Origin of the sequence: Undibacterium sp. 5I2, from assembly GCF_035019605.1 — a bacterium.
In the GTDB taxonomy this organism is placed as follows: Bacteria; Pseudomonadota; Gammaproteobacteria; order Burkholderiales; family Burkholderiaceae_D; genus Undibacterium.
The window spans coordinates 23125-39738 of sequence record NZ_JASJVS010000042.1 but is presented as its reverse complement, the minus strand read 5'-3'; the positions used below and the strand labels follow the sequence as shown (position 1 = coordinate 39738).

The 16614-nt window shown below is 51.8% G+C and carries 12 protein-coding genes and 1 tRNA gene; 5 read left to right on the top strand and 8 right to left on the bottom strand.

Annotation, left to right across the window (positions count from 1 at the left end):
- Window positions 1-97 precede the first annotated feature (97 nt).
- Window positions 98-1093: a site-specific integrase gene (locus tag QN359_RS14290; RefSeq protein ID WP_322248426.1), complete on the bottom strand. Its 996-nt coding sequence runs from the start codon at window positions 1091-1093 to the stop codon at window positions 98-100.
- Window positions 1094-1227: 134 nt separating this feature from the next.
- Window positions 1228-1304, bottom strand: a tRNA-Met gene (locus QN359_RS14285).
- A gap of 209 nt (window positions 1305-1513) precedes the next feature.
- Here QN359_RS14285 and ppnN point away from each other — a divergent pair.
- Together ppnN and QN359_RS14275 are read left to right on the top strand one after the other, a co-directional pair.
- Complete coding sequence (gene ppnN / locus QN359_RS14280; protein ID WP_322248425.1) at window positions 1514-2881, top strand: nucleotide 5'-monophosphate nucleosidase PpnN; 1368 nt, start codon at window positions 1514-1516, stop codon at window positions 2879-2881.
- A gap of 182 nt (window positions 2882-3063) precedes the next feature.
- Window positions 3064-4020, top strand: coding sequence for a chemotaxis protein (locus tag QN359_RS14275; protein ID WP_322248424.1), 957 nt, complete (start codon window positions 3064-3066; stop codon window positions 4018-4020).
- Between the two features lie 123 nt (window positions 4021-4143).
- On the opposite strand, the gene QN359_RS14270 is transcribed toward QN359_RS14275, so the two are convergent.
- Window positions 4144-4368 carry a hypothetical protein gene (locus QN359_RS14270; RefSeq protein ID WP_322251119.1) on the bottom strand — a complete coding sequence of 75 codons (225 nt, stop codon included), beginning with the start codon at window positions 4366-4368 and terminating at the stop codon, window positions 4144-4146.
- Window positions 4369-4672: 304 nt separating this feature from the next.
- Window positions 4673-5806, bottom strand: a complete 1134-nt coding sequence (locus QN359_RS14265; RefSeq protein WP_322248423.1) for a cupin domain-containing protein — start codon at window positions 5804-5806, stop codon at window positions 4673-4675.
- 80 nt (window positions 5807-5886) lie between these two features.
- On the opposite strand from QN359_RS14265, the gene QN359_RS14260 reads away from it, so the two are divergent.
- On the top strand, window positions 5887-6435 hold the full coding sequence (locus QN359_RS14260; protein WP_322248422.1) for a peptidylprolyl isomerase: 549 nt from the start codon (window positions 5887-5889) through the stop codon (window positions 6433-6435).
- 445 nt (window positions 6436-6880) lie between these two features.
- Here QN359_RS14260 and mutS read toward each other — a convergent pair whose 3' ends face one another.
- The 4 genes from mutS to QN359_RS14240 all read right to left on the bottom strand — a co-directional run bounded on the left by mutS (window position 6881) and on the right by QN359_RS14240 (window position 13536).
- Window positions 6881-9538: a DNA mismatch repair protein MutS gene (gene mutS / locus QN359_RS14255; RefSeq protein ID WP_322248421.1), complete on the bottom strand. Its 2658-nt coding sequence runs from the start codon at window positions 9536-9538 to the stop codon at window positions 6881-6883.
- A 382-nt stretch (window positions 9539-9920) separates the two neighbouring features.
- Entirely contained in the window at window positions 9921-11078 is a 1158-nt protein-coding gene (locus QN359_RS14250) for an acyltransferase (protein WP_322248420.1), read from the bottom strand.
- A gap of 204 nt (window positions 11079-11282) precedes the next feature.
- Complete coding sequence (locus QN359_RS14245; protein WP_322248419.1) at window positions 11283-12647, bottom strand: DEAD/DEAH box helicase; 1365 nt, start codon at window positions 12645-12647, stop codon at window positions 11283-11285.
- A 91-nt stretch (window positions 12648-12738) separates the two neighbouring features.
- Window positions 12739-13536 carry an inositol monophosphatase family protein gene (locus tag QN359_RS14240; protein WP_322251118.1) on the bottom strand — a complete coding sequence of 266 codons (798 nt, stop codon included), beginning with the start codon at window positions 13534-13536 and terminating at the stop codon, window positions 12739-12741.
- A gap of 174 nt (window positions 13537-13710) precedes the next feature.
- Here QN359_RS14240 and QN359_RS14235 point away from each other — a divergent pair, with 174 nt between their 5' ends.
- Together QN359_RS14235 and QN359_RS14230 are read left to right on the top strand one after the other, a co-directional pair.
- Window positions 13711-14481, top strand: a complete 771-nt coding sequence (locus tag QN359_RS14235; protein WP_322248418.1) for an RNA methyltransferase — start codon at window positions 13711-13713, stop codon at window positions 14479-14481.
- A 258-nt stretch (window positions 14482-14739) separates the two neighbouring features.
- Window positions 14740-16587 carry a hypothetical protein gene (locus QN359_RS14230; protein ID WP_323493310.1) on the top strand — a complete coding sequence of 616 codons (1848 nt, stop codon included), beginning with the start codon at window positions 14740-14742 and terminating at the stop codon, window positions 16585-16587.
- The last annotated feature ends 27 nt before the right edge of the window (window positions 16588-16614 follow it).

Here is a 16614-nt window from a genome sequence, read left to right as displayed (position 1 = left end):
CGCCGCGCAGCTGTGGCAGAAACAGGCACTATCTTAAACTCTTTGGATAATTGTCTGGACTTAGGGGGCCACTTTACTTATCCTAAAAAGAAGAAAGCTAATGTATTGTCTTTTGACGGATAGCTGCTACTAACTCAGCCGCAGTAGGGTTGTAATAGCGCATCGCCATTTGCAAGGTTTTCCAGCCAAAGATTTTTGCCAATGTTGCTGCGGGTAATACTTTTGCCCATCTGGACGCTGCTTCATGGCGTAGGTCATGAAAACGTAAATTGGTTATGTCAGCATGTCGGCAAAGTCGACTAAATGCCGCAGTAACGCCATCCGTTGCCTGGAATCCCGTCAATCGGCCATGTGGATGTTGCTGGGCACTACGCAGAGCAGATTCTGCAGCAACCGACAAAGGAACATCCCGAGCAGTCCCGTTCTTTGTCATATCCAAATGAATAAAATGGTGAGCTAGGTCGATTTGATCCCAAGTTAAGGACACCATTTCTCCGCAACGCATACCAGTTTCGATAGCAAGTACGATTAATAAACTTAGGTCAGATGATTCCCTCTTACGAGCAGTATCAAACAGGCGCTTCTCCTCATCGCCAACCAGACGCCGGGAGCGGCCTCTGGGGAGTTTTGGTTTGCGAATATCGGTGATGGTATTGGCGACCGAAATTGACCAGTCACGACGGGCTGTATTGAGTACAGCAGAGAATACGGAAAGTTCTAGTTGTACTGTCTTCGGAGCGACTTCTTTTAGTCGCTGGTCACGGTAAGTGGAAAAGTCGACATTTTGTAGGCGGGCGAGTGGACGTAAAGCCAGAGGGTGTCGCATCAACTGCAAAAGACGGTAATTTTCTTTGACATGACCGCGCTTAGCGGGCGTTACTTCCAAGCGATAGCGTTCTAGTGCATCGCCGAGAGTCGTACTTTCTGCGGTTGAACGGTCGCTAAACTCACCACGTCGCATTTTTGCCTCGACATCTCTGGCCCAGTCGTTGGCTGCTTTGATGGTTTCTAAAGTGCGTGTTTGGGTAGGATAGCCTTTGCACCGGACAATGGCTTGATATTGATACGGACCGCGTTTATTGATCGTTGCCATACTTCTGCTCCAATTGAGGTTGAGGAACAGGGTATAGACACCGGCATTTCAAACGGAAGTGCAGCAAAATTGCAGCAATAAATCGTTTTAAATGCAAAAAGGCTTACAGCAATTCTGTAAGCCTTTGATTTTATTGGTTGCGGGGGCAGGATTTGAACCTACGACCTTCGGGTTATGAGCCCGACGAGCTGCCAGACTGCTCCACCCCGCGTCTGAGGCCCGAATAATACAACGCCCGCCCAGGATAAGCAAGGGGCCATGCCAAATAATTTATATTTAATGCCGCCAGCAGCAGCAGCAATTGGCAAAGCAGTGATTTTCATCCGCGCCGGGCTGACAAGCGCTGGAAAGCATGCATAATGATATTCAAGCCTGCGGCCGATTGTGCGGCCTGCGGCGTTTTCAGGAAAGTGTTGCAGCATGGAATATGAAGTGATCGATACCCAAATTTCGCCCGAAGGTCGGATGGAAGTTTTGTCCAAGCTCGAAGTGGCCATGTTGTTGGACCACAGTCATGGCGGCTTATACCAAGTGTTTCGAAATTGTGCATTGGCAGTTTTGAATTGCGGCAGCGGACTCGATGATGGCAAAGAATTGCTTGAACGTTATAAGACGTTTCAAGTAAGTATCATTGAGCGCGAGCGCGGCATCAAACTCGAAGTAAAAGGGGCACCGGCCAGCGCCTTCGTTAATGGCGTAATGATCAAAGGCATACAGGAACACTTATTCGCGGTCTTGCGCGATATCTTGTTTATTCAAGCGCAATTGTCCGATGGCCCATTCGATTTAGTGAGCTCCGAAGGCATCACCGATGCGGTGTTCCATGTTTTGCGTAACGCCAATTTATTGCATCCACAAGTCAATCCTAATCTGGTCGTTTGCTGGGGTGGTCACTCGATCTCTGGTCCGGAGTACGATTACACCAAGCAAGTCGGCTATGAGCTTGGCTTGCGTGCCCTCGACATCTGTACCGGCTGTGGTCCGGGCGCGATGAAGGGACCGATGAAGGGGGCCACCATAGGTCATGCCAAGCAGCGCATCACGCATAATCGTTACCTCGGTTTCACCGAGCCTGGCATCATCGCTGCCGAAGCCCCTAACCCTATCGTCAATGAATTGGTGATACTGCCGGATATAGAAAAACGCCTCGAGGCGTTTGTACGCTGTGGTCATGCAGTCATTGTGTTCCCTGGTGGGGCGGGGACTGCGGAAGAAATTCTGTATTTGCTTGGTATCTTGCTGCACCCGGACAATGCGGACATGCCGTTTCCTTTGATTTTTACCGGACCGGCCAGTGCTGCTGCTTATTTCACCCAGATTGATCGCTTCATCGCCGATACGCTGGGCGCGCCGGCGCAAGCTTTATACCAAATCATCATTGGCGATCCCGTCTTGGTTGCGCAAACCGTCGCGCAGGGGATTGCACAGGTGCGTGCCTACCGCAAAGCCGAAGGCGATGCCTATTATTTCAATTGGATGTTGAAAATAGATGCGGAGTTTCAAAAACCCTTCGAACCGACGCATCAAAATATGCGTAATCTGGCACTCCATAAAAATCAAGAGCGCCATTTGCTGGCGGCGAATTTACGCCGGGCCTTTTCTGGCATTGTGGCGGGAAATGTTAAAAATCAAGGAATCCGGGCAATTGAGCAACACGGGCATTTCGAAATAGCCGGGGATACGGCTATGATGGAGGCAATGGATAGTTTGCTGACGTCTTTTGTTGTGCAAAACCGAATGAAGTTGCCTGGCAAAGCTTACACCCCTTGCTATCGTGTCATAAAGTAAGTAAATTTGCTGAATTACAAAGGTTTCTTTAATTCAATTCTCGAAGTCGGTGCCGTGAAGCATGAATCATTGCTAGAATTTGTAATAAGATAAGTACATGTATTTATGTCAATCTTAAACTTACCATATTACATGCAGTAAATTATTGATCTTTAATTCGTTTACCGATGAGGGCGAAAATTATGAGTTCTGTACAACAAGAAGTGGACGAACGTACCAATCTCACTGGTTCCAACAAGTTTGAATTGCTATTGTTCAGATTGGGTGGCGACGCCGCCGGTGACCGGTCTGAATTATTCGGCATTAATGTTTTTAAGGTCAGAGAAATCGTCGCGATGCCAGCCATCACGGCGGTAGCCGGTTCCTTGCCACACATGTTGGGCGTGGTCAATTTGCGTGGGCAAATCATTCCTGTGATCGATTTGCCGGCCGTGGTCGGTTGCACGCCGAAAACGGGCTTGAATATTATGCTCGTTACCGAATATGCGCGCACGACCCAAGGTTTTGCGGTGGAATCGGTGGAAGAGATCGTGCGCCTTGATTGGAATCAAGTGCTGTCAGCCGAAAGCAGTGCAGTCGGTGGCATGGTGACGAGCATTGCTCGTCTCGATGGCGATACGGAGAATACCCGGTTAGCCCAAGTACTGGATGTCGAACAGATCTTACGTCAGATTACCCCTTCAGATACCAAAGACATTGACCCGGAAACCATCGGCGATCGTTTGCAGATGAAAGAAGGCTCGGTCATTCTGGCGGCCGATGATTCTGCCGTAGCGCGTAGCTTGATTGAACAAGCGCTCGGGGCCATTGGTGCACCCTACATCATGACCAAGACCGGCAAGGAAGCCTGGGACAAGCTGCAGTTGCTCGCCGCAGCGGCGACCACTGAGGGTAAGTCTTTGCGCGACAAGGTCGCCATGGTGCTGACAGATTTGGAAATGCCGGAAATGGATGGCTTTACGCTGACGCGTAAAATCAAGCAAGATGAACGCTATAAAGGCTTGCCTGTAATCATACACTCCTCTTTGTCTGGTCAAACCAATGAAGAGCATATCAAAACTGTCGGCGCAGATGCCTATGTGGCGAAGTTTGTGGCGGAAGAATTGGCGGCGGCGATTCGAAAAGTGCTGGCCAAGTAAGCGACTGGTCTCTCACTGAAGCGGTGCGCATTGATTGCGTGCCGTTTTTTTAAATTCCAAAGTTTTTTTGGGGGCATAAAAAAAGCCGACCTTGCGGTCGGCTTTTTCAGCACAAGTAAAAAATTACTTGGATGCTGGAGCTGCAGTAGCCGAAGCTGCTGGAGCGGCGCCAGATGCAGCGGCTGCATCCGAAGCGGCTGCAGGAGCTGGAGCAGCTGCTGGTGCTTCAGCAGGAGCCGAAGCTGGTGCTGGAGCAACTGCGGATGCTGCAGGAGCGGCTTCTTCTTTTTTACCGCAAGCGGCCAAAGCGATTGCCAACAGGGATACGATCAGGAGTGATTTTTTCATGTTTGTACTTTCAATAAGTAGATCAAAAATAAGATCAGAATTTTGCGATGAATAATTACCGGTAATTATCGCTCTACATAGGTTTACTCGGCGGTAACGAGGAACGGAAATTCTCCGGTACCTTCGAAAGTTCCCTAGCCCACGATTATAATGATTTTTGAGGCAATGGAACAGCCATAGATGGTGAATTGCCCTGTTTTTCTCATATATTTGCATTTAGGAAAGCATTGGGCAGCCAAAAAGGGCTGTTTTTGTACTGAAAGAAAATTTTTTATTCAAATTTTTCAGATTTGAGTAAAAATCATCAAGCTAATTCCAGCCAGCCATCTTCGGTCCATAAGCAAAAAGCTTCCATCACATCGTCAGACGCTTGCAGTAAATCGGTCCCGGCCAGACAGCGCTGATTAGCCAAACGATTGAGTATGACTTGATCATGTTCGTCAACCGCAAATGACTCACCGTTAATAAACACGTGCTCGTCGCGGTACAACATGGTCGTTTTCAGTGCAAGACGCAAACCCTTCTTCTGTGCCGCTGCAGCGAAACGCTTCGGTGTCAGGGCTTTTTCGGGTGCGTTGAAAAATACGCTGGCTTTAGGTGCAGACAGATATTCGCCGATGAAAATCGTGATGTCTTCCGGCGTGAAGCGGATATGCTGGATTTGTTCGCTGATTTGTGCGATCAGCGCGTGGTCGAGTTCGGCCGGGGCTGCGCTGGGCTGGAGTTCGGGGTCGGCATAACGACCTGGCAAATCTATGCTGTCAGACATAAATTGCAAAAAGGCGACGCCGATTTCCTGAAACGAGGGAGCGCGAAAACCGATGGAGCAAGTCATGCATTCGCCGATGGCAATGCCGTCATGCGCATAGTGAGGCGGCAAGTACAGCATGTCGCCCGGCTCGAGGATGAATTCTTGCTCGGGCGTGAATTTTTTCAGAATTTTGAGCGGCATGCCATCGATCAGCGATAAATCTTTTTGTGCGCCGATTTGCCATTTGCGTAGTCCCTGCGCTTGAAGCAAGAACACATCGTAAGAATCGAAGTGCGGCCCCACACCGCCGCCGTCGGCCGCGTAGCTGATCATCAAGTCGTCGAGGCGGGCATCGGGAAGGAAGCGGAATTGGCGTAACAAGTCGTCGGCCGCGCGCTCATGCAAGTTCACACCCTGTACCAGTAAGGTCCAGTCTTTGTTTTCTTTGCGTGGTAGCGCAGCAATAGGGCCGTTCTGCATTTCCCAGTGACTATTAAAACAACTGACCAGACGCGATTCGACGTCTTCGCGGCCGGTCAAGTCAAATAATTGCTCCTGGCTGAGCGGCGGCACGAAGCCAGGAATAGCTTGGCGGATTAATAAAGGCTTTTTGTGCCAATATTCTTGGAAGAATTGTTCCGCGGTAATTCCGCCGAGCAGTGTCAGGGGGAGGAGGTTTTTTTTCATGGCGATATTATAGGCTGAGCTTGGCTGTGCTGCTAGACGAGTATAATCTGCTATGAATATTTATTTTTTAAGGAAATTGTATGAAGATTGTCAAAAATTCAGTTGTTACTGCCCGCTATACCTTATCCGACGCGCAAGATAACCTGATCGAAGAAGGTCAGGAGCCGATGGTGTACCTGCATGGTGGCTATGACAATATCTTCCCGAAAATCGAAGAAGCGCTTGAAGGTAAAGAAGCCGGCTTCTCCACAATTTTGCAATTGAACCCAGAAGATGCCTTTGGCGATTACGATGCGACCCTGGTGAAAGTAGAGACACGCGATCGTTTCCCTTCGCCACTGGAAGTCGGGATGCAGTTCGAGGGCACGCCCGAGCAGGCAGAGCCGTCGGATGAAGAAGATAGCATGCTGTTTACGGTGACCGACATCGCTGATGACAAAGTTGTCCTCGATGGCAATCACCCGCTGGCCGGCATTGCCTTGCGTTTTTCTGTAACGGTTGAAGCGGTACGCGAAGCCAGTGATGAAGAAATTGCTCACGGTCATGTTCATGGCGCGCATGCGCATCATCACGATGAGGAAGATGAAGATGACAGCGGCAACGAATACCGCACTCATTCACTGCACTGAACAACTTAATCGATCGTCGCAAGCGACGATGGAACAGACTCTGGAAGGGGTTTGCATCCCCTCCCATCGGGTCGCTCCTTCCTCGCTCGCCGGCCCCAAGAGGCTGTCGCAAAAGGGTTTTCACTCGGTATCATTACCCCGGTCGGACATCACGTCGTTCCTGCGCGCTTTTGGCAGGAATCCAGCGACGTTCGTGGTTGACTGAAAATGCCAGAAATGATGCTGTTTTCAGTGTTAAAAACGACACTGGGTTCCCGCCAAAAGCATGCGGGAATGACGAGACTGTGGCATGCAGGAATGACGAGACTGTGGCATGCAGGAATGACGAGGTATGCGGTGTTTCAGGTGTAAAAAAGCGTCCATCAGGCTTTTGTGACAGCCTCTGAAGGCCGGGGTTTCAAACCCTGAGTTGATCAATCGGGCCACTTGCGTGGCCCGATTTCGTTTACTGAGCCGCTTGATACAGGCCCTTGAGCGCATACAAGGCCTCGAGTGCCTGGCGCGGGGTCAAGGCATCGGGATCCAAGGCCGCCAATTCCTCATGCAATTCCTCGAATTCCGCCGGCAGTGCCGCCTCCGTTACTGCTGGCAAGCTTGGCGTAGAGAATAGATCGAATTGCGGCGTCGCTTGCAAGGAATGCGCTTCGAGCTCGGCCAAGTGCTTGCGCGCGGCGCGAATCACGCTTTGCGGTATGCCGGCCAGTTGTGCTACTTGCAGGCCATAGCTTTGCGAAGCCGGGCCGCTTTGCACGGCATGTAAGAAAACGATTTTCTCTTTATGCTCGACCGCTGACAAATGCACATTGGCTGCACTCGGATGTAAGTCTGGCAGTTGCGTGAGTTCAAAGTAATGGGTCGCAAACAAAGTGTAACTGCGCGATACCTCGATCAAATGTTTCGAAATCGCCCAGGCCAGTGCCAAGCCGTCGAAGGTCGAGGTGCCACGGCCTACCTCATCCATCAAGACCAAAGAGTGCGTGCTGGCAGCATTGAGAATAGCAGCCGATTCCGTCATTTCCACCATGAAGGTGGAACGCCCACCGGCCAGATCATCGGCTGCGCCGATGCGGGTAAAAATCCTGTCGATGGGGCCGATGGCGGCCGCTGTTGCCGGCACATAGCTGCCAACATAGGCGAGCAGGGTGATCAGCGCAACCTGGCGCATGAAGGTCGATTTACCACCCATATTCGGACCGGTGATCAACAACAGTTTGCGTTCTTCAGAGAGTTCGCAATCATTGGCAATAAATCGTTCGATTTGATTTTCCACCACCGGGTGACGACCCTGTTGTATCCGCAACTGTGGTTCCGCGAGTAGTTGCGGCGCGCACCAATTGTTGCGCAGGGCATGGCCGGCCAAACCAGCCAAGGCATCGAGCTGGGCGATGGCATGGGCGATCGTTTGCAATTGAGTTATGTGGAGCGCAATGTGTTGTAGCAATTGATCGAACAGAATTTTTTCACGCACCAAGGCCCGGTCTTGGGCTGACAAAGCCTTGTCTTCAAAGGCTTTCAATTCTGGCGTGATATAGCGTTCGGCATTTTTGAGTGTTTGACGACGGCGATAATTATCAGGCACTTTATCGCTCTGGCCGTTGGTGACTTCGATATAGAAACCATGCACACGGTTATATTCGACACGTAAATTGGCAATGCCGGTGCGTTCGCGTTCGGAAATTTCCAGGTCGATCAGAAATTGTCCGGCATTTTCGGATAAGGCGCGCAATTCATCGAGCTCGGCATCGTAACCGGTGGCAATCACGCCACCATCGCGCACCATGCTCGCCGGCACCGGCATGAGGCCGCGCTCCAGTGCGTCGAGGCAGTCGATCGGGGTCGCCAAGTCTGCCAACGCCATCGCCAGTACGCTGGTTTCTGAAGCGCTCAGACAGTGGCTGACGAGTTGGCGTAACTGCGGCAATTGTTGCAAGCCATCGCGCAGGCCGGACAGGTCGCGCGGTCGTGCCGATTGCAGGGCAATGCGCGTGGTAATTCGTTCGATGTCGGGAATGGCATTGAGAATCGGCACAAACTGCTCAGCGGCATCGGTTTGTATCAAGGCGGCGATGGCGGCATGGCGCGAGCGTGCCACGGCTTGATCGCGGCGCGGATGATGCAACCAATGACGCAGCAGGCGTGAACCCATCGCGGTGCGGCAGTGATCGAGCAGGGAAAACAGGGTCGGCGCTTCTTGGCCGCGCAGGGTTTCGGTCAATTCCAAATTACGCCGCGTCGCGCTGTCGAGGCCGATGAATTCTTCTTCGCTTTCTACTGTTAAACTGTTGACATGACGCAGTCCGCGTCCTTGGGTACTTTCCGCGTAGCGCAGCAAGGCACCGCCGGCACCGAAGGCCGCACTCATCATATCGGCACCGAAACCACTGAGGGTGGCCGTACCCATTTGATCTTCCAAGGCTTTTTGCCCTTGTTTGAGATCGAAGTGCCAGTCCGGGACTTCGGAAAATTTCCCCGGCAATTGCTGATGAAATTCTTCCAACAACAGGGTACCGGCCGACAGCAGAATTTCAGCCGGAGAAATGCGCTCCAATTCTTGCATCAAGCGGTTGCGCAAGGCTTTCTCTTCGCATTGAAATTCCATTAATTTCAATGCGCCACTGGCCAGCGACAGCCAAGCCAAGCCAACGGTAATGGTTTTACGTTGTTGCAGCATTACCAGCGCGAGTAAAGGGCGTTCTGATTTTTCCGGCAATAAATCGGTGTCAGTCAGGGTGCCGGGAGTGATCACGCGCATCACCTTGCGTTCTACCGGACCCTTGCTGGTCGCCGGATCGCCGATTTGTTCACAGATCGCTGCCGATTCGCCCAGCTTGACCAGTTTGGCCAGATACGTTTCGAGCGAGTGAAACGGTACGCCAGCCATCTTGATCGGGTTACCACCGGAACTGCCGCGTTGCGTGAGCGTGATACCCAGCAGGCGCGAGACTTTTTCGGCATCGCCAAAAAACAATTCATAAAAATCACCCATGCGATAGAACACCAAGGTATCGGGATGCTCGGCTTTGATGCCTAAATATTGCAGCATCATGGGGGTATGTTTGGCCTCAGAGTCGGGCGTTGCGCTGGATTTCTTTTTGTCTGTCATGTACTCGGTCTTGAAATGGGATGACGACCTGCAGGGGCTGCGGTGCTTGCCAAGAGTCTGTTGCGACGTGTGCGGCTGCTCGTCGGCCCTGCGTCAGTCGATAAAACAGGAATGGTAAATCAATCACGCAGAGCGCGGGGAACTTTGCGTACGATTTCACTGCGCTGCGCTGGCGCTTTCTAAAAAGCCAGCAAGATATTCTGGAATTTCGCTGTATTTGGCAGTAGCATTTTATTTGACATCGCTACATTACAGGATAGAAATCATGACTGCTATTGCCTTCGATACCCTGAAAATGGTCGAGCAACTTGAGCATGCCGGTTATTTATCTGCGCAAGCGAAACGCGTACGCAATTGGCCTTGCTTGACACGGTGATGCCAATCAAGGCGACTTATTTTCCCTTCTTCTTGCACAGGCGCTCGCGAACTCCATCGCTGGGCGTTCAATATAGCGAAAACTCAGAAAACTGAGTACGACCACGACGGGCGTGAGTAAGAGTGTGTTTGCCCAATGCACGAGTAGTGAGGGGCTTGCTTGTGGTGCCGCTACCATGTCAAACGCGACAAACAAAATAATTCCATGCAGCATATACACGCTGTAGCTGATGCGCCCCATGGCGATGGCCGTCGCGTTGCTCAGCAATCCGAATAGATTATTTCCGCCGGCGATCAGTGCGAATGGGATGGTCAACAGAGCTACTGCGGCGAAATGGTAGGCAGAACGAAATAGGATAACGAGCACGACGAGGCAGGCAATGCACAGCACGGACGAGACTTGATGTCTCGCTAATTGGCAAAATCTCTTTGATCTGACCAATGCGGCGGCGACCAGTCCGCCCAAAAACATGCCAAGTATCTTAGGTGCTGCATGCATGCCAATAGCGATGATGATGCCGCACCAGCCCAGTAGCAGCCACCTTGTGGGTGGGCGTATGCCGAATGCACAAGCGCTCAATGGCAGCAGCGAGTAAAACACCCATTCGTAGGCAATCGACCAACTGACCCCGGCGATAATGAGTGCGGTGCCCTCGAGGCCGTTGATATCGGGCGTGCCGAACAGGCTGAATCCAGCCCAGCGGGCGATGGCCGCGAGCAGGTCGAGCGGTGCTTGCTTGAGTTGTCCATCTGTTTTGATTGCCACAATCAGAACAAGCAGCAGCAGCGCAAAAAAGTACAAAGGGGCGAGACGAAACAGGCGCGATATATACAGTTTTCTCCAATCAATCGGCCTCAGCTTGGCGGCAAATAATTTGGAAAAATACAGGAAGCCACTGACCATGAAAAACAGCACGACACTGCTTTCGCCGAAATGCGTGAAAAGATTGGATGGTGGGACGCGCCATATGCCCGTGTGTAAATAAAAATACCAAATGCTTGCGTGGTGCAGAAAAACGAAGGCGGCGAGGTAGCCGCGCAAACCATCAATGCTGGCCAAGTGAGCGGGGGAATCTTTGCTCGGCGCGCACTTCTCAATGAGGTGGACGGTGAGTGCAATGGTCGCCAAGATCGCAATGGCGGCGAGGTAACTTGATTGATTCAAAGCGAGCCACACAGAGTGATAGTGAAGCGCTTGGAACGACTGCGCGTGTCAAAGGTTCACGCGCAAGCAAAGGCAGCGCGTGTTTTTGGTCGTTTTTTTCAAGTTCCGCTGAGTTACTGGAAGTGATCTGAGTTGTTAAAAAAAACCGCCCGCAGACTTTATGCCTGCGGGCGATTTTTTTCAAGCTACACCGATTGAAAAGACTCAGACGTTACCGCGACCACCAGAGCGACGTGGCGTCGACTGTTTCACTACCGGACGCGTGCCCGGTGTGCGTGGTTTGGCACCGCCTGGCGCGGAATTGCCGCGCGCTTGGGCCGGTTTGTTACCCTGTGGCGAACGACCGCCACGACCGCCACCACCACCTGGTGCGCGGCCTTCAAAGCTGCGCAACTGTATAGGCTGCGCTTTGGCGTGCGGGTCAGGGATGAAGCCATCGATGATCTCTTGTGGAATCTGACGCTTGATCAATTTTTCGATATCGGCCAACAATTTGAATTCATCGACACACACCAGCGACACCGCTTCACCGGTCGCACCGGCGCGGCCAGTACGACCGATGCGGTGAACGTAATCTTCGGGCACATTCGGCAAATCGTAATTGACTACATGCGGCAATTGATCGATGTCGATACCGCGCGCGGCGATATCGGTGGCGACCAAGACAGTCAAGCTGCCTTCTTTGAATTCAGCCAAAGCCTTGGTACGTGCCGACTGGCTCTTGTTGCCATGGATAGCCATGGCAGAGATGTCGTCTTTCAATAATTGTTCGACCAATTTATTGGCACCATGTTTGGTGCGTGTAAACACCAATACTTGGTTCCAGGAATGTGTCTTGATCAGATGCGCGAGCACCGGATGTTTTTTATCGCGGTCAACCGGATGGACTTTCTGAGCGATGATTTCGACGGTCGAATTGCGACGCGCGACTTCGATCATGGCTGGATTATTCAAGAGGCGATCGGCCAAGACTTTGATTTCATCGGAGAAGGTCGCCGAGAACAACAGGTTTTGTCGTTTCGCTGGCAGGATCGCCAAGACTTTTTTGATATCGTGAATGAAGCCCATATCGAGCATACGATCGGCTTCATCGAGTATCAAAATTTCGACGTGGCGCAGATCAATCGTGCCTTGCTGATGATGGTCGAGCAGACGCCCTGGTGTGGCCACCAAAATATCGACGCCGTGCTTCAAAAGCTTGATTTGAGGATTAATACCGACCCCGCCGAAAATCACGCCGGAAGTCAGGGGCACATATTTGCCGTAAGTTTCCACGCTTTCTTGCACCTGGGCTGCCAGCTCACGCGTTGGTGTCAACACCAGTGCGCGGATGGGACGACGGCTCAGTTTGTCTTTCGGCGCATTGAGTGAGGTCGACAGACGTTGCAAAACCGGCAGAGTGAAGCCAGCAGTTTTGCCGGTACCGGTTTGCGCACCGGCCAGCAGATCGCCGCCTTTGATGACGGCTGGAATTGCTTGCAGCTGAATTGGGGTCGGGGAGGTGTAGCCTTGTTCGCTGACGGCGCGGACAATGTCCTCGGACAGACCGAGTTCGTTAAATGATGACATGTGTTTCTAATGATTTGGTGAAAGCATGGACCAACTTGCATCGGTCCTGTGAAAAAGCGAAGCCCAGACTGCCGCAAACGGCAGTGAGAGATTATTTTTTGGCGGCACCTGCAAAGCTTTGCAGTAAGTTGACCATTTGTCCGAACACTTTTGGTGTGCCGGCCAAGATATCACCTTTGTGCAGATAATCGGAGTCGCCGACGAAGGTACCGACGATGCCGCCGGCTTCGGTTATCAGCAAAGAGCCGGCAGCGAGATCCCAAGGTGCCAGACCTTTTTCGAAAAAGCCATCGAGACGACCGGCCGCAACATATGCCAAATCGAGGGCGGCAGCACCCGGCCTTCTGAGTCCTTGACATTTCGCAGTCATGATTTTGAACATTTCGACATACTGGTCGAGGCCGGACAGATCACGTGATGGAAAACCGGTGCCGATCAAGGCATCAGCAATTTTATCGCAACGGGTAACACGGATGCGTTTATCATTGAGGTAGGCACCGCCGCCTTTGCTGGCGGTAAACATCTCATTGCGCGTAGGATCATAGACCACGGCTTGTGTAATGACGCCGCGATGTTGCAATGCTATCGATACGCAATATTGCGGGAAACCGTGGATGAAGTTGGTGGTGCCATCGAGTGGATCGATGATCCAAACGAATTCACTTTCGTCGTGTAAGTTAGCGGAGGCACCCGATTCTTCGGCCAAGATCGCATGATCTGGGTAGGCTGTTTTCAAGACTTCGATGATGGCTGCTTCAGCAGCTTGATCGACTTCGGTTACAAAGTCATTGAAATGTTTCTCTGTGACGCTGACGCGGTCGAGATCAAACGAGGCGCGGTTGATGACGGTCGCGCCGCGACGAGCGGCTTTAACAGCCGTATTGAGCATTGGGTGCATAAGTTTTCCGATAAAATGACGGCAGACAGCAGCGCTTCACCTTCGGATGAAGTACCCTGATCTGCTACACAAAAATGATAAAGAGCGTGCGTAACTGTCATCGTAAAACGGTGCCGCCATACGTAGCACAACCATAACAATCAACGCTGAATACCGCTATTTTAAATGAACTTGCCCGAAACTGACACATCTCTTTTCAAACGCCTGCGCTTCGTGCTGGTCGAAACCAGTCATCCTGGCAATATTGGTGCGGCCGCAAGGGCGATTAAAACCATGGGCTTCGGCCAGTTGGTACTGGTCAACCCACGTTTTGACGATGCCTTAAGCCATCCCGATGCGATTGCCTTTGCCAGTGGCGCACTCGACATTCTCGAGGGCGCGCGGATCGTCAGCACCATGGACGAGGCTTTGCACGGCTGTCAATTTGTCGCTGCCGTCAGCGCCCGTTTGCGCGAATACTCACCCCCCTTGATCACACCGCGCGCCTTTGCCAAGAGCGCAGCCGAGCAGAGTGCTGGCGAGGTTGCGCTGATTTTCGGCAGTGAACGCTATGGCTTGCCGAATGAAGTCGTGATGAATTGCCAAACGCTAATCAATATTCCAGCCAACCCGGTGTATTCTTCGCTCAATCTGGCGCAGGCGATTCAATTGCTGGCGTATGAAAGCCGCATTGCCGCCCTCGATACGGAAACGCCACCGCCCGGTGAGCAGAAAATCGGCTTTCAGGGTGTGCGTGCCAGCAATGAAGACGTCGAGCGTATGTATACGCACTTAGAACAGGCCCTCATCGCCATCGATTTTCTCGATCCGGAAAAACCGAAAAAGCTCATGCCGCGCTTGAAGCGTCTGTTCGCGCGTGCCGAACTCGAAGCGGAAGAAGTCAGTATTTTACGCGGCATCGCCAATAAGATCCTCGCTGACCGAACTGCGCAATAGCGCGCAATAAGCGTGGCGAAAAGATTGAACTCTACTGCTTTGTTGTTTAAATTGATAAATATGATGAAATGCATTAGTTGTAATGCAATTAGTTTATCCTTTAGTATTTGCACAAGCGAACAGTTTTGTTATAACCAAGGTAATATTGCAATATCAAGAACAGTGCCAAACAGCAAGTACTTTTAATTTATCGAGGATATGATTATTTCTGTACCATTTCGCCCATCTTCTGTTTATTTATTGTGTGCCAGCGCTTTTTTGACTTGCCACGCAGGTAATGCTCATGCGCTCGGTCTCGGTAATTTGCACGTTCTTTCCAATCTTGGCCAAACGCTCAGTGCCCAGCTTGAAATCAGTGGGGTGGAAGCCGCCGATATGGATGCCAATTGCTTTACTGCCAGTCTTGAAAGCTTGGAGGGTTTGCCGCTTTCCAAGCTCAGTTTGTCGGTATCGAGCCAATGCAAGCGGCGGATGCTGAATTTGGCGAGCAATAAAAACATCGTCGAACCAGCGGTGAAGCTCTTAGTCAAAGTCAGTTGTGAAGTACAGTTGCACCGAGAATTTTCTGTCTTGCTCGATCCGCCGGAGTTCAATTCCATCGCCTTGCCTGGTGTAAGTTCGCCCACTTCCGGCGCCGAACCGACGGCGGCAACACCAGTACAGCGGCCGCGCAAAACACCCCGCACGAGCGAGACAGCGAGCGCGCCGGCCGCCGTGTCAGCCGCGACTACGCCGACGGCCGAAAAAACCAGCAAGCCCAAACTGCGCGCCGCCGTGACCGTGCCGCGTAACACCGGTCGCGATACCTTGAGTTTATCTGACCAGATCGAGCCGGTGTCGAGCGGCTTGAAGATGGCGCAAGAGTTGACTGTGCCAGAAAACGCCGGCAGCGAGCAGAGTAATAGTGAGTTACGACGTGCACAAGTGCAATTTGCCGCCATGCTGCGTGACGAGCCGGTGCAGCCGGCAAGCGCTGTAGTTACGACCGTTGCGACGGCTGCTGCAGACCAAACTGCACTGCAAACGCTGCAGCGTGAAGCTGCGCAGCTGAAACAGCAATTGGGGCGCGAGAAAGCGGCGCTCGATGAGGCGCGCGCGAGTTCGGTCGCAAAGGATTGGGTGTATTTCTTTCTGGTCTTGCTGGCCGCCTGCTTGGCCATTGTAGGCTTGTTGTTCGCATATATTCGTCGTTTGCATCACACGCATTCAGCCACGTGGTGGGAGCAGGGCCAAGCCACTAAATCGACCAATGAGAACCGACGCCACATCGAAGACTTGGTCAACAGCGTGCAGGCGACTTACGAAACGGGGGCGGACAGCGCCATTCTCAGCGCACATCAATTAGCATCCACCGAGCGCGAAGTCAGCGTGCCCACCGCACCGCAGAATGCCAGCAGTGTCGCACTGGGGCCGCTCGATGTCTCTTCCGTGTTCGGCAAAAATTACTCGCCGACCCTGGAAGACAGTAACAGCAGTACGTTTAACTTCTTTTCCACCCGCGATATCGCGGTGAAAGTAGAAGAGATTTCTGACGTTACCCAAGAGGCTGAATTTTGGATGTCGGTCAATGACCCGGAACGTGCGATTGAAATTCTTGAGCCTCAGGCCGACCTGACGCATCCGGAATCGCCGGTGCCTTGGTTGTATCTGCTCGATTTGTACAAGGTAACAGCAAATAAAGAGAAATATAATAGTTTGCGTGATCGATTTATTGTTTTTTTCAATGCCAATGTACCCGAATTTGATATCGATCCGATCAGCTTGCCAGCCCGTCAACTCGATGACTTCGACCACTTGAGCAGAAAAGTCTGTTCCGTCTGGAATACCAAAGACAGTCTGCCATTCTTGGAAAGTTTATTGATCGATGACCGCGATGGCAAGCGTATGGGCTTTGAGTTGCCGGTGTATCGCGATATTTTATTATTGATTGCCATCGCCAATGAGTTGGAACGCCAAAAGACGCTGACCGGTCAAGCTGGCTGGGTTCGCCCACCTGACAGCGAGAAGCCCGGCCTTCCGCTCGATCTTAAGCTTGATCTCAAAGCCGAAGAAAATGAGCATGTCATCAATTTTGAACAGATTGATTTTAAGCAGAAATCCGAATAATTCGGCAACGCGAGGCCAGTGCGCGTC

Excerpts from the sequence above, each read along its gene's own strand:
- QN359_RS14260 (WP_322248422.1), top strand. The coding sequence starts at position 5,887 with ATGAAGATTGTCAAAAATTCAGTTGTTACTGCCCGCTATACCTTATCC.
- QN359_RS14235 (WP_322248418.1), top strand. The coding sequence starts at position 13,711 with ATGAACTTGCCCGAAACTGACACATCTCTTTTCAAACGCCTGCGCTTC.
- QN359_RS14290 (WP_322248426.1), bottom strand. The coding sequence starts at position 1,093 with ATGGCAACGATCAATAAACGCGGTCCGTATCAATATCAAGCCATTGTC.
- QN359_RS14275 (WP_322248424.1), top strand. The coding sequence starts at position 3,064 with ATGAGTTCTGTACAACAAGAAGTGGACGAACGTACCAATCTCACTGGT.
- QN359_RS14245 (WP_322248419.1), bottom strand. The coding sequence starts at position 12,647 with ATGTCATCATTTAACGAACTCGGTCTGTCCGAGGACATTGTCCGCGCC.
- QN359_RS14270 (WP_322251119.1), bottom strand. The coding sequence starts at position 4,368 with ATGAAAAAATCACTCCTGATCGTATCCCTGTTGGCAATCGCTTTGGCC.
- ppnN (WP_322248425.1), top strand. The coding sequence starts at position 1,514 with ATGGAATATGAAGTGATCGATACCCAAATTTCGCCCGAAGGTCGGATG.
- mutS (WP_322248421.1), bottom strand. The coding sequence starts at position 9,538 with ATGACAGACAAAAAGAAATCCAGCGCAACGCCCGACTCTGAGGCCAAA.
- QN359_RS14240 (WP_322251118.1), bottom strand. The coding sequence starts at position 13,536 with ATGCTCAATACGGCTGTTAAAGCCGCTCGTCGCGGCGCGACCGTCATC.
- QN359_RS14265 (WP_322248423.1), bottom strand. The coding sequence starts at position 5,806 with ATGAAAAAAAACCTCCTCCCCCTGACACTGCTCGGCGGAATTACCGCG.